Genomic DNA, 12,951 nt, shown 5'->3' on the forward strand with positions numbered 1-12,951 from the left:
CCGCAGGCCCAAGGGGGCGATCTTCGGTTGCCTGGCCGGGTTGACGGTCGCGTTCCTGATGCTGCCCGGGGTGGCCCTGGGTGGCCGTCCCGCCGCGGCCGCGGCCCTGATTGGGACGGCCGCGATCGTGCTGTGGGGGGCGATGGCCACGGCCGTGTCGCCGATGATGCAGTCCGCGGCGATGCGCAGCGGGGCCGACGACCCCGACGGGGCGTCGGGGCTCTACGTGACGGCTTTCCAGGTGGGCATCATGGCGGGCGCGCTGGCGGGCGGGCTGCTCTACGAGCGCAGCGTCGTCCTCATGCTGACCGCGTCGGCCGGTTTGATGGCCGCCGCACTGGTCGGGGCGGCGCTCAACACCAGCGCCAAGCTGACAGAAGCCAATCCGGCTGCGTTCAGGGCGGCCGACAGCCGCCCGCGCGTCCAGCCCGACATATGCATCCTCCACGTTCGAGTTCCTGACACAGTGTGGCATAGGGCGCCCGCCAGCTAACAAATTCAGGCCCGCGTGGAGGGCGATTATACCGCCATTTTGGCCGTTGAGCTGGCTGGCTATGAATCGCGTGAGCTTGTCGGCGCAACGTCGAGCGCCTGTCGGTTGGCGGCCGCCCCGACCAGTGCGGCGGCCATCAAACCGGCCGACGCGGTCAGCATGAGGACGACGCTGCGCTCGTAGAGCAGCCCGCCCGCCAGCGCGCCCGCCATGATGCCCACCTGGAAAGCCGTCACGTAGAGCCCCGACGCCCCGTCGGGGTCGTCGGCCCCGCTGCGCATCGCCGCGGACTGCATCATCGGCGACACGGCCGTGGCCATCGCCCCCCACAGCACGATCGCGGCCGTCCCAATCAGGGCCGCGGCCGCGGCGGGACGGCCACCCAGGGCCAGCGCGGTCAGCACCACGAACGCGACCGTCAACCCGGCCAGGCAACCGATGATCGCCCCCTTGGGCCTGCGGCCCAGCCGGCCGCGACCTCGGCGGACGGGCAGAACCCCACCCCGTTCACCGGCACGCCGCCGTTCGGGCCGCCCTCGTTCGTTCCGAAGACCGGCTCGACGGTGGGCGTGGCCCAGCCGATCATCATCAACTTCCCGGGAACGGTGGAGGACGCCGGCGCGGCGATCAACGCCGTGCACGTCTCGTCGGTGCCGCCGGTGCCGGGCAAGTTCTACTGGATGACCCCGACCCAGTTGCGGTGGCGCCCGATCAACTTCTGGCCCGCGCACACCGCGGTGACCGTCGACGCCGGCGGCACCGTGACCAACTTCCAGACCGGGGACACGCTGATCGCCACGGCCGACGACTCCACCCACCAGCTGACCATCACCCGCAACGGCACCGTGGAGAAGACCTTCCCGATGTCGATGGGCATGACGTCCGGTAACCACCAGACCCCCAACGGCACGTACTACGTGCAGGACAAGAAGGCGTCGGTGGTCATGGACTCCTCCACCTACGGGGTCCCGGTCAACTCGACCTACGGCTACAAGGTGACGGTCGAGGACGCGGTCCGCTTCGACAACGTCGGCGACTACGTGCACAGCGCGCCATGGTCGGTGGATGACCAGGGCAAGCGCGACGTCAGCCACGGCTGCATCAACATCAGCCCCACCAACGCCAAGTGGTTCTTCGACAACTTCGGTCCGGGCGACCCGATCGTCGTGAAGAACTCCAGCGGCGGCAATTACAAGAAGAACGACGGCTCCGCCGACTGGATGAACTAAAACCTCAGCCGCGCGAAATCGCCCATTCCGAGCCGGAATCGGGCGATTTTGCGGTTGGGGGCGAATCCGAACCGGCGCGGCCTTTCGCGGGCCAGCCGATTATGTATAGCATCATACATATCTCTGACCCCGAGGAGCGGCGATGCGCAGTCCACGCGAGCGGATGGTGGTCTCCGCCGCGCTGTTGATCAGGGAACGGGGCGCGCATGCCACCGCGATCTCGGACGTGCTCGAGCACAGCGGCGCGCCGCGGGGGTCGGCGTACCACTACTTCCCGGGCGGCCGCACGCAACTGCTCTGCGAGGCGGTCGACTACGCCGGCGAACACGTCGCCGGGATCATCGCCGAAGCCGACAGCGGAGCCCAGCTGATCGACATCCTGATCGACAAGTACCGCCGCCAGCTGCTCGACAGCGACTTCCGCGCCGGCTGCCCCGTGGTCGCGGTCTCGGTGGAAGCCGGTGAGGAAGACGGCGAACGCATGGCGCCGGTCGTCGAGCGCGCGGCGTCGGTGTTCGACCGCTGGACCGACCTGATCGCGCAGCGCTTCATCGCCGACGGGATACCGCGCCAGCGGGCCGCCGACCTGTCGATGCTGGCCACCACCGCGCTCGAGGGCGCGATCGTGCTGGCCCGGGTGCGCCGTGACCTGTCCCCCCTTGACGTCGTGCACCGCCAGTTACGCGACCTGCTGCTGGCCGAGACGACCAGAAAGGACGTCCCGCGATGACCGGTGAATGGAAGTCCACCGCCTGCATCCTCTGCGAATGCAACTGCGGCATCGTCGTCCAAGTCGAGGACCGTCGGCTGGCCCGCATCCGGGGCGACAAGGCGCACCCGGCGTCGCAGGGCTACACCTGCAACAAGGCCCTGCGACTGGACCACTACCAGAACAGCGGCGGTCGCCTGACGTCGCCGCTGCGCCGCCGCCCGGACGGCAGCTTCGAGGAAATCGACTGGGACACCGCGATCGTCGAGATCGCCGAGGGTTTCAAGCACATCAGGGACGCCTACGGCGGGGACAAGATCTTCTACTACGGCGGCGGCGGGCAGGGCAACCACCTCGGCGGGGCCTACAGCGGCGCCTTCCTCAAGGCCCTCGGCTCGCGCTACCGGTCAAACGCGTTGGCGCAGGAGAAGACCGGCGAGGCGTGGATCGACGGGCAGCTGTACGGCAGCCACACCCGCGGCGAATTCGAGCACGCCGAGGTGTCCGTCTTCGTCGGGAAGAACCCGTGGATGTCGCAAAGCTTCCCCCGCGCCCGGGTGGTGCTCAACGATATCGCCAAGGACCCGGCCCGGTCGATGATCGTCATCGATCCCGTCGTCACCGACACCGCCAAGATGTCCGACTTCCACCTGCGGGTGCGGCCCGGCACCGACGCCTGGTGCCTGGCCGCGCTGGCCGCCGTGCTCGTCCAGGAAAACCTTTGCGACGAACGCTTTCTCGACGAGCGCGTCCGCGGCGCCGACACCGTACGCGCCGCGCTGCGCGAGGTCGTGGTGTCCGACTACGCGCAACGGTGCGGCGTCGACGAGGAGCTGTTGCGCGCGGCGGCCCGGCGCATCGGCGCGGCGGCCAGCGTCTCGGTGTTCGAGGACCTCGGCGTGCAGCAGGCCCCCAACAGCACGCTCTGCTCCTACCTGAACAAGCTGCTGTGGATATTCACCGGCAACTTCGCGAAAAAGGGCGGCCAGCACCTACATTCGTCGTTCGGGCCGCTGTTCGGCCAGTTCTCCGGCCGCACGCCGGTGACCGGCGCTCCGATCATCGCCGGGTTGGTGCCCAGCAACGTGGTGCCCGAGGAGATCCTCACCGACCACCCGGACCGGTTCCGGGCCATGATCGTGGAGAGCAGCAACCCCGCGCACTCGCTGGCCAACTCGGCGGCCTGCCGGGAGGCCTTCCAAGCCCTGGAACTGATGGTAGTCATCGACGTCGCGATGACAGAGACCGCCCGGCTCGCCCATTACGTGCTGCCCGCGGCCTCGCAGTTCGAGAAGCCCGAGGCCACCTTCTTCAATCTGGAATTCCCGCACAACACTTTTCAGCTGCGCCACCCGCTGTTCGAGCCGCTGCCCGGAACGCTGCCCGAACCCGAGATCTGGGCCCGGCTGGTGCGGGCGCTGGGTGTGGTGGACGACGCGGACCTGCGGCCGCTCGCCGAGGCGGCCCAGCGTGGCCGGCAGGCCTACACAGAGGCGTTCCTGACCGCGACCGCGAACCCGACGGTCGCCAAGCTGCTGCCCTATGTCCTGTACGAGACGCTCGGGCCCACGCTGCCCGACGGCCTGCGCGGCGCGGCCGCCCTGTGGGGGCTCGCCCAGAAGACCGCGCTGACCTATCCCGACGCGGTTCGCCGCGCCGGCCACGCCGACGGCAACGCGCTGTTCGACGCGATCCTCGACACCCCGTCGGGGGTGACGTTCACCGTCCACAACTACGAGGACGATTTCGCGCTGATCAGCCACGCCGATCACAAGATCGCACTGGAAATCCCGGAAATGCTAACCGAATTGGCGGCGCTGGCCGAGGCGCCCCCGCGACTCACCACGCCGGATTTCCCGATCGTGCTCTCGGTGGGCGAGCGCCGCGCCTACACCGCCAACGACATCATCCGTGATCCGTCCTGGCGTAAACGCGACGCCGACGGGGCGTTGCGCGTCAGCGTCGAGGACGCCCAAACGCTCGGGCTCGCCGACGGATGCCGGGTCCGCATCAGCACCGCGGCCGGCAGCGCCGAGGCCACCGTCGAAATCACCGAGACCATGCTGGCCGGACATGCGGCCCTGCCCAACGGTTTCGGGCTCGACTACGTCGACACCGACGGGCATACCGTGATCCCGGGAGTCGCCACCAACGCACTCACCTCGACGGAATGGCGCGATCCCTACGCCGGCACGCCGTGGCACAAGCACGTGCCGGCACGCATCGAAGCGGTCGCTTAGTTCCAGATCCTGACCCGCCGCTGCGGCTCGAGGAACAACGCGTCACCCTCGGCGACCCCGAACGCCTCGTAAAAGGCGTCCATGTTGCGGATGACGCCGTTGCAGCGGAACTCCGGCGGTGAGTGCGGATCGGTCGCCAACCGCCGGATCGCCTCGGCCGGACGGGATTTGGTGCGCCACACCTGAGCCCAGCCGTAGAACACGCGCTGCACGCCGGTGAGCCCGTCGATGACGGGGGCGGGTTGGCCCTGAAGCGACAGCTGGTAGGCCAACAGGGCGATCGACAGCCCGCCCAGGTCGCCGATGTTCTCCCCGACGGTGAAGGCGCCGTTCACGTGGTGACCGGCGTCCAGTCCGCGCGGCGTGTACGCCTCGTACTGCTCGATCAGGGCCTTGGTGCGGGCGCCGAATTCCGCGCGGTCGGCCTCGGTCCACCAGTCCATCAGGTTGCCGTCGCCGTCGTACTTGGCGCCCTGGTCGTCGAACCCGTGGCCGATCTCGTGCCCGATCACCGCGCCGATCCCGCCGTAGTTGGCGGCGTCGTCGGCCTCGGGGTCGAAGAACGGCGGCTGCAAAATGGCTGCGGGGAAGACGATTTCGTTCATCCCCGGGTTGTAATAGGCGTTCACTGTCTGCGGCGTCATGAACCACTCGTCTTTGTCCACCGGGCCGCCCAGCTTGGCCAGTTCACGCTCGTGGTTGACCGCGTAGCCGCGCTGGAAGTTGCCGTAGAGGTCGTCGCGGTCGATCACCAGCGCGGAGTAGTCGCGCCATTTCGCCGGGTAGCCGACCTTGGCGACGAACTTGTCCAGCTTGGCCAGCGCCCGCTCCCGGGTCTGCGGTGTCATCCAGTCCAGCTCGGTGATGGACAGCCGGTAGGCCGCCTTCAGGTTGTCCACCAGCGTGTCCATCCGCGCCTTGGCGCCGGGCGGGAAATACCGTTCCACATAGAGCTTTCCGACGGAATCGCCCATCAGGTTCTCCACCAGCGACACGGCGCGCTTCCAGCGTTCCCGGATCTGCTCGGCGCCGGTGAGCAGGCGGCCGTAGAAGTCGAAGTCCGCGGCGACCAGCTCGTCGGTCAGCCAGGACGCCCGCGCGCGGATCAACCGCCAGCGCGCCCAACGCTTCCAATCCTCCAGGTCTCCGCTGGCCCACAGGTCGGCGAATGCGGTGAGGTAATCCGGTTGCCGCACAATGACTTCGGCGAAGGATTCCGGTGTCCCGCCCAGCGCGGTCGCCCAGCCCGCCCAGTCGAAGCCCTTGCCCTCGGCCTGCAGGTCCGCGAAGGTGCGCAGGTTATAGGAGAGCTCGGCGTCGCGTCGCTTGACGACGTCCCAGTGCGCGGCGGCCAGCTTGGCCTCCAGCGCCACAATGCGGGCCGCCGTCTCGGCGTGCGTCTCCGCGGACCCGCCGTACACCAGGGCGAACATCCGGGCGATGTGCCCGGGGTAGGCCGCGAGCACTTCGGCGTGCCGCTCCTCCCGGTAGTAGGACTCGTCGGGCAATCCCAGGCCGGATTGGGTGAGGTGCATCAGGTAGCGGGCCGAGTTCTTGGCGTCGGTGTCGATGTACGCCGCAACCCCGCCGCCCACCCCGGTGCGCTGCAGGGCGCCCACCACCGCCGCCAGCGCGTCCGCGTCGGCGGCGGCGTCGACGGTGGCCAGCTCGTCGAGCAGGGGCTGCAGGCCGCGCCGCTCGATCGCCGCCTCGTCGAGGAAGCTGGCGTAGAGGTCGCCGATGCGCTGTTGGTCGGTGCCCGGCGCGGCGCCTGTCTCGCTGGCCTCGACGATCAGGTCGCGCACCTGCTCCTCGGCGCGGTCGAACAGGTGGCGGAACGCGCCGTCGGTCGCCCGGTCCGCCGGTATGTCGTATTCGGCCAGCCAGCGGCCGTTGACGTGTCCGAACAGGTCGTCTTGGGGGCGGGTGTTGGCGTCGACGTGGCTCAGGTCGATGCCCGAGCGGATGGCCTCTACAGTCACCCCGCCATCTTTCCATCTTTGTCGGGTGCGACGATCGGGCCATGTCAGACGGCCAGCGCACCGAGCCCACCAACGAGCAAGTCGCGGAGGCGGAGGACGCCGACGCCGACGAAGCCCGTGCCGAGGAGGCCGCCGGCGGCCCGATGTTCTCCCCGTACGGGATCGCATCGGCCGTCCTCGGGGTGCTGTCGGTGGCGGCGATCGTGTTCGGGTTCTTCCTGTGGTCGGGGCACCGCGACGACATGGCCGAACGCCGCTACCTGTCCCGCGTCATGCAAACCGCCGCCGAGTGGACGGGTGTGCTGATCAACATGAACAGCGGGAACGTCGACGCGAGCCTGCAACGGCTGCACGACGGGACGGTCGGCGAACTCAACACCGACTTCGACGCGGCCATGCAGCCCTACCGGCAGGTGGTGGAGAAGCTGCAGTCCAAGAGCGCCGGGCGGGTCGACGCCGTGGCCGTCGAGACCGTGCACCGCGACCTGGACACGCAGCCGGGTGTTTCCCGGCCGGTGGTCACCACCAAGCTGCCGCCGTTCGCCAGCCGGTTGGACGCGGTGATGCTGGTCGCTACCTCCGTCAGCGAGAACGCCGGCGCCAAACCGCAGACGGTGCACTGGAACCTGCGCCTCGACGTGGTCAACGTGGACGGCAAGCTGATGATCTCGGGGCTGGAATCGATCCGATGAGAAACCTGCTGCGACTGCTCGCGTTCGACATCCTGGCCCCGCTGGCCGCGATCGCGGGGTTGCTGGCGATCGGTGTGGTCCTGGGCTGGCCGCTGTGGTGGGTGTCGGCGTGCTCGGTCCTCGTGCTGCTGATCGTCGAGGGCGTGGCGGTGAATTTCTGGCTGCTGCGGCGGGATTCGGTCAGCGTCGGCACCGACGACGACGCGCCGGGGCTGCGGTTGGCCGTCGTCTTCCTGTGCACGGCCTCCCTGGTGGCCGCGGTGGTCACCGGGTACACGCACTGGACGCGGTCGGACCGCGTCTTCAAGGACGACTCCCGCGACGTGGTCCGGGTCGCCACCGGAATGGCCGAGGCGATGGCGTCGTTCACCCCGGGAGCACCGGACAGCTCCATCGACCGGGCCGCCGCGTTGATCGTCCCCGAGCACGCCTCCGCCTTCAAAGAGCAATACACGAAGTCCAGCTCCGAACTGGCCCAGCACAACGTCACCGCGCAGGCCGCCACGCTGGCCGCCGGGGTCGAGGCGCTGGGGCCGTCGGCGGCCAGTGTCGCGGTGATCCTCCGGGTCACCCAGAACGCGCCGGGCCAACCGCCGAGCCAGTCGGCGCCCGCGCTGCGGGTGGAGTTGACCAAGCACGGCGACGCCTGGCTGGTGTCCGACGTGCTGCCGATCAGGTGATCAGTTGGATTCGGCCGAGCGGGTCGACTTCACCTTGACGAACCGGTCCGACAGCCGGCGCATCCGGATCATCAGCGCGGCCGACGGGCTGGTGCTGCCGTCGAGGTAGGCGGCGAGCTCCGCGGCCGTCACCCCGATGCGGGAGGCGAACTCCTGTTGCGCCAGGCCGGAGCGGTCGATCAGCAGCCCCACGTGGCGGGCCACCTCGGCGCGTTCGTTGGCTTCCAGGTGGGTGCGGGCGCGTTCGAGCACCTCCCAGAGCGCCTTGGAGATGCCGTAGGGCCGGGTGCCTTCGAGCACCTCTTCGACCTGGCGGGCGGTGCGCCCGTACGGGTCGCGCTTCAACGCCGCGGCGATCCGCTTCCAGGTGGCGATGTCGCCGCCCTGCAGCGCCGCACGGATGGCGGACGTGGGCCAGAACTCCACCGGCTGGTCGGGGTCCGGGGCGGGCGCGCCGTCCCGCCCGCGCGGCTCGGTCGCCGGCCGCTGGGGCGCCGCGGGGCGTCGGTCAGGTGCCAACGTCACCTCGCCTCCTCCAGCATCGCTACGGCCACCGAGAGGCAGCGCTGCCTGATCTCCTCCCAGTCCGAGCGGGCGTCGGCCTCCGACCCCTGCTCGTCGTTGAAATCACAGGGATCCGGATCAGCGAGTCGACGGACCAACTGGGTGGCGATCCATTGCCGCCTGGGCGACTGACAACAGTAGTACCTGTCCATGCCGGCCAGCACCACAGCGGCGGTCTCGGGCTCCAACGTTTCAACCATATCGGCAAAGTCGGCATAATCGCGGCGGCTGTTACGGCACATGATGAGGTAGCCCTTGAGGCGCAGCGTCTCGGCGCCGGTCGGGACCTGCAACCGGTCGCCGGTGGGCAGCTGCACATGGGTGGTTTCCACCGGGCAGCGGCGCTCGTAGACGGGCCGGTCGGCGTCGCTCTCGTTCTCCAGCGCCTCGATGGCGACCGAGAGCCGCCCGCGCCACAACGTCACCGGGTGCACGGGCCGGTCCGCCCCGACGATCGCCTTGGCGATGCCGTTGCGCGACGTCAGCGAGCCGACCCGCTTCTTGGCCCCCGAGGCGCCATTGGTGTGACCGTTGCTGCCGTTCTTCCGGTCGGCGGCCGCGACGCTCGCCCTCTCGTCGTCGATGTTGACCTGGTGGGGGATCTGACCGGGGTCGCGGCCGCGCTCGGCGTCGGATCCCTGCGGCTGGGCGCCCTGCCTTTCCTTGCCGCTGCGCCCGCAGCCGGTGAAAGCCAGCGGGTCGGTCACGCAGATGGCGTCGGGGGCCAGGTGCTTGAGCTTGGCCGCCGATTTGAGCACCATCCGCAGGTCGGCGTTGGGCGCCGTCAGCGCCGAGATGTCGTCGGGAATGACCACCACGTCGGCGAGGTCGACCGCGGGCAACGGCCGGTCGAAGTCGACCGACGGCAGTACCCGGGACAGCCACGGCGGCAGCCACCAGTTCCACTGGGCGAACATCGCCATCAACGCCGGCACCAGGACCAGCCGGACCACGGTGGCGTCCACCGCGATCGCGACCGCGCAGGCCACGCCGATCTCGGCGACCAGCGGCATGCCGGCGAACGCGAACCCGACGAACACCGCGATCATGATCAGGGCGGCGCTGGTGATGGTGCGGGCGCTGGTGCTCACGCCGTACGCCACGGCGTCACGGGTGTTGCCCGAGTGCAGGAAGCGTTCGCGGATGCGGGTCAGCAGGAAGATCTCGTAGTCCATCGACAGCCCGAAGGTCATCGCGAGGACCAGCGGCGGGACGGTGCTGTCGATCGAGCTGATCTGGGCGAAGCCGAGGTCCTTCAGCCAGCCCCACTGGAACACCATCACCAGGCTGCCGTAGGCGGCCGCGACCGACAGCAGGGTCATCAGCACGCCCTTGAGCGCCAGAAACACCGAGTGGACCGACACCAGCAGCATCACGAACGCGATCAGCGCGACGATGGCCAGCACCAGCGGCTCGGTCTTGGACACCTGGTCGTCGAAGTCCTTGATCAGCGCGGTCGGTCCGCCGACGTCCACCCGGGCGGTCCCCCGGTCGGGCACCTTGGGCAGCTGCGCGCGCATCCAGCCGACGGTCTCGCGGGCCCGCATGTCCTCGGGGTCCACCGACAGCACCGCGGACAGCATGGCGCTGCCGTTGTCCTCGGCGAACTGCGGCGGCGCGACGGTGACGATGTTGGGCGCCTGCGTCATTCGCTGCCGAACCGCGGCGATGGTCTGGCCGTGCTCGGGTGAGGCGGCCCCGCCGTCGGGGAAGGTGATCAGCACCCGGATCGGGCCGAGCGCGCCGGGACCGAGGGCTTCGGCGGCCGCGCCCACGCCGGCGCGGATCTCGTGCGCCGAGTCGAACTGGCGCAGCAGGCTGTTGCCCAGCACCATCGAGGACGCCGGTGCGGCCATGACGAGCAACACCAGCGACGCGCCCAGCGCCGACACCCACGGCCGCCGCATCACCCAGCCGATCCAGCGGTTCCAGAACCGGGACTGGCCGCCCTCCGGTCCGCGCGACCAGTGCAGGAAGGCCGACCGCTTGGCCGCCGACCGGCCGAACGTCGCCAGCGCCGCCGGCGTGAGCGTGGTCGACGTCAACATCGCGACCGCGACGGCCAGGATCGCGCCGGTCGCCATCGACTTCAGCGCCGGGGTGTTGATCACGTAGATGCCGGTGAGCGAGGCGACGACAGTCATCCCGGACAGGACGACGGCCAGGCCCGAGGTCGCCATCGCGGCGTCGACGGCCTCCTTCGGCTCGCGGCCGGAGCGCAGCTCCTCGCGGAAGCGCATCAGGATGAACAGCGAATAGTCGACGGCGAGCGCGATCCCGAACATCGACACCGTCGACGTCACGAACACCGACATGGTCGTGTACGCCGACAACAGGTAGACCAGCCCCATGGTCACCACGACCGTGCAGACGCCGAGGGCGAGGGGGATGGCCGCCGCGGCTAGTGAGCCGAAGACGGCGAGCAGGACGATCAGGATCACCGGCAGGTTCCAGCGCTCGGCGGCGGCGATGTCGTGCTTGGTGTTCTGCGCCGCGGCGGCCGACAGCGCGCCCTGCCCGATCACGTACAGGCGCACCCGGCCGTCCGCGGTCTGGCCGGCCTGATCGCCCTTGACGCCGACCTTGGTGCGCAGCTGCTTGGCGACGTCGCTGGTGTTGCGGGAATCCAGCCGCAGCGAGAGCACGTACGGCCGGTCGGGTTGCGGCGGCCGCTGGGTGGGGTTGGGCACCTCCGAGACGCCGGGGACCTCGGCGGCGGTGCGCCTCAACAGCGCGACGGCGTCGTTGATGTCGGTGTAACTGGCGTCCGGGCGCGGCGCCGCGACGAGCGCGAGCGAGGACGACCCCTGGTCGTGGTACAGCTCCTCGAGCTGGTCGTGGACGAGCAGCGACTGCGATCCGGCCACCTCGAAACCGCCGCCGGTCAGATTCCCCGACTGCGTCAAGGCCAGATAGACCGCAGGAACCAACGCCAGCAACCAGCCCGTGAAGACCAACCAGCGGTACTTACGCAGGCTGCGGCTGAGGCGCATCATTAACTGCTGGATTTCTTCACTCCCCGTGTTCGCTTACGCGTGCTGGCGAGAATACCGCAGCGGGCTGTGGATGAGTTGAGCTTTCTGGTTGCTGAGCTGCAACGACGGGGTTGTTGCCAAGACGCTGCCAAGTCGTTGTGAACCGGTTACCAGCGGGATATTGCTCACACGGCCGCGTCGCAGCTGGCAGGGCGGATGCCGGCGATGGCAGGATGTCGGGTGGCCGGCGGGGCCCGGGGGAACTCCGCGATCGACGAGGCCGTCCATAGCAGCCGTTTGCGGGCGTCGGCGCTGCGCGTGACGCCGCAAATCGTAAGGAGTTTCGATGACCAGAGGCACCGCGTCCGGGCGCCGCAAGATCGTTGCCGGGCTGATCGCCACCACCGTGCCGTGTGCCGCCCTGGCGGTCTTGGCGGGGGCGCCGGCGACGGGCGCCAGCGACCCGTGCTCGGCCAGCGAAGTCGCCCGCACGATCGGTTCGGTCTCCAAGTCCATGGGCGACTACCTGGACTCGCACCCGGAGACCAACCAGACGATGACCTCCATGCTGCAGCAGCAGGCGGGACCCCAGTCGATGACCGGCCTGAAGTCCTACTTCGAGGCCAACCCGAAGGTTGCCGGTGACATGACGTCGATCGCCCAGCCGCTGACCAACCTGTCGCTGCAGTGCAAGCTGCCGATCTCGCCCACCCAGGCGATGGGCATGATGCAGCAGGCCCAGGGTGCGGCCGGTGGGCTGCCCGCGCTGCCGGGTAACGCGGCGGGCGCGCTTGGTGCCACCCCAGCGTCCCCGCCGGCGGCCACCGGGCCGGTACCGCCGGCGGCAGCCAACCCGTTGTCGGGGCCGCCGCGGGGCAACACCGCCGGCTAGCTGTACTCGGCCGACACGTTAGTGACGGTTGTTGATTGTGGGGAGGACCCCCGGGCTTAGTGGAGATGTCTGACGTCTTCACAACCGCACGGAGGTCCTCGTGTCCCACGCTAATGCTCGATTAACGATTCATGGCCGCGCTTTGTTGGTCAGTCGGGTTCTCGATGGTGAACGCCCTGTCGCCCATGTCGCTTCGGAATTGGGTGTTTCGCGGCAATGTGCGCATCGTTGGGTACGCCGTTTCCGCGACGAAGGGATCGCGGGTCTGCTGGAGCGGTCATCACGGCCGCATCGGTGTCCGCGCCGCACGCCGGTGGCGGTCGAAGGCGCGGTCGTTGCGTTGCGCCGCAGCTCACGTCGCGGCCAAGACTGGATCGGCACGGAGTTGGGGCTGCCGGCCCGTACCGTCAGCGCGATCCTGCGGCGCCACCAAATGCCCTATCTGCGGGAGTGTGATCCGCTGACCGGCACGGTGATCCGAGCCTCCAAGACAAC

10 protein-coding genes and 2 pseudogenes are annotated in these 12,951 nt (G+C 69.3%); 8 read left to right on the top strand and 4 right to left on the bottom strand.

Going from position 1 to position 12,951, the window contains the following annotated elements:
- Positions 1 to 358 (top strand): annotated as a pseudogene (locus A5681_RS09580) (MFS transporter); the annotation flags it as partial.
- A gap of 194 nt (positions 359 to 552) precedes the next feature.
- Here the strand turns inward: A5681_RS09580 and A5681_RS27080 are convergent.
- The gene (locus tag A5681_RS27080; RefSeq protein ID WP_419866304.1) at positions 553 to 915 is read right to left on the bottom strand and encodes a hypothetical protein; all 363 of its coding nucleotides are present in this window, start codon (positions 913 to 915) and stop codon (positions 553 to 555) included.
- A 27-nt stretch (positions 916 to 942) separates the two neighbouring features.
- On the opposite strand from A5681_RS27080, the pseudogene A5681_RS09590 reads away from it, so the two are divergent.
- From A5681_RS09590 to A5681_RS09600, 3 genes and pseudogenes are all read left to right on the top strand, one after another.
- Positions 943 to 1,722 (top strand): annotated as a pseudogene (locus tag A5681_RS09590) (L,D-transpeptidase); the annotation flags it as partial.
- A 142-nt stretch (positions 1,723 to 1,864) separates the two neighbouring features.
- Positions 1,865 to 2,452, top strand: a complete 588-nt coding sequence (locus tag A5681_RS09595) for a TetR/AcrR family transcriptional regulator (protein ID WP_067272811.1) — start codon at positions 1,865 to 1,867, stop codon at positions 2,450 to 2,452.
- A complete protein-coding gene (locus tag A5681_RS09600; RefSeq protein ID WP_067272813.1) occupies positions 2,449 to 4,671 on the top strand; it encodes a molybdopterin-dependent oxidoreductase in 2,223 nt (740 codons plus the stop codon). The genes A5681_RS09595 and A5681_RS09600 overlap by 4 nt, the downstream gene beginning before the upstream one ends.
- Here A5681_RS09600 and A5681_RS09605 read toward each other — a convergent pair.
- Positions 4,668 to 6,653 carry a M13 family metallopeptidase gene (locus tag A5681_RS09605; protein ID WP_067272815.1) on the bottom strand — a complete coding sequence of 662 codons (1,986 nt, stop codon included), beginning with the start codon at positions 6,651 to 6,653 and terminating at the stop codon, positions 4,668 to 4,670. The two genes, A5681_RS09600 and A5681_RS09605, sit on opposite strands and share 4 nt — an antisense overlap.
- Positions 6,654 to 6,694: 41 nt before the next feature.
- Between A5681_RS09605 and A5681_RS09610 the strand changes: the two genes are divergently transcribed.
- Positions 6,695 to 7,345 (top strand): hypothetical protein, encoded by a 651-nt coding sequence (locus A5681_RS09610; protein WP_067272817.1) that lies wholly within the window; start codon positions 6,695 to 6,697, stop codon positions 7,343 to 7,345.
- Positions 7,342 to 8,025 (top strand): hypothetical protein, encoded by a 684-nt coding sequence (locus A5681_RS09615; RefSeq protein ID WP_067272820.1) that lies wholly within the window; start codon positions 7,342 to 7,344, stop codon positions 8,023 to 8,025. Before A5681_RS09610 ends, A5681_RS09615 begins: the two co-directional genes overlap by 4 nt.
- On the opposite strand, the gene A5681_RS09620 is transcribed toward A5681_RS09615, so the two are convergent.
- Positions 8,026 to 8,550, bottom strand: coding sequence for a helix-turn-helix domain-containing protein (locus tag A5681_RS09620; RefSeq protein ID WP_067272824.1), 525 nt, complete (start codon positions 8,548 to 8,550; stop codon positions 8,026 to 8,028).
- Positions 8,547 to 11,585: an MMPL family transporter gene (locus tag A5681_RS09625; RefSeq protein ID WP_067272828.1), complete on the bottom strand. Its 3,039-nt coding sequence runs from the start codon at positions 11,583 to 11,585 to the stop codon at positions 8,547 to 8,549. Before A5681_RS09625 ends, A5681_RS09620 begins: the two co-directional genes overlap by 4 nt.
- Positions 11,586 to 11,910: 325 nt before the next feature.
- Between A5681_RS09625 and A5681_RS09630 the strand changes: the two genes are divergently transcribed.
- Both A5681_RS09630 and A5681_RS09635 read left to right on the top strand, forming a co-directional pair.
- Positions 11,911 to 12,456 (top strand): hemophore, encoded by a 546-nt coding sequence (locus A5681_RS09630; protein WP_067272831.1) that lies wholly within the window; start codon positions 11,911 to 11,913, stop codon positions 12,454 to 12,456.
- Positions 12,457 to 12,556: 100 nt separating this feature from the next.
- The coding region (locus A5681_RS09635; protein ID WP_156737920.1) for a leucine zipper domain-containing protein at positions 12,557 to 12,951 on the top strand (395 nt) is incomplete at its 3' end.

The organism is Mycobacterium scrofulaceum, from assembly GCF_001667885.1.
Classification (GTDB): domain Bacteria; phylum Actinomycetota; class Actinomycetes; order Mycobacteriales; family Mycobacteriaceae; genus Mycobacterium; species Mycobacterium scrofulaceum_C.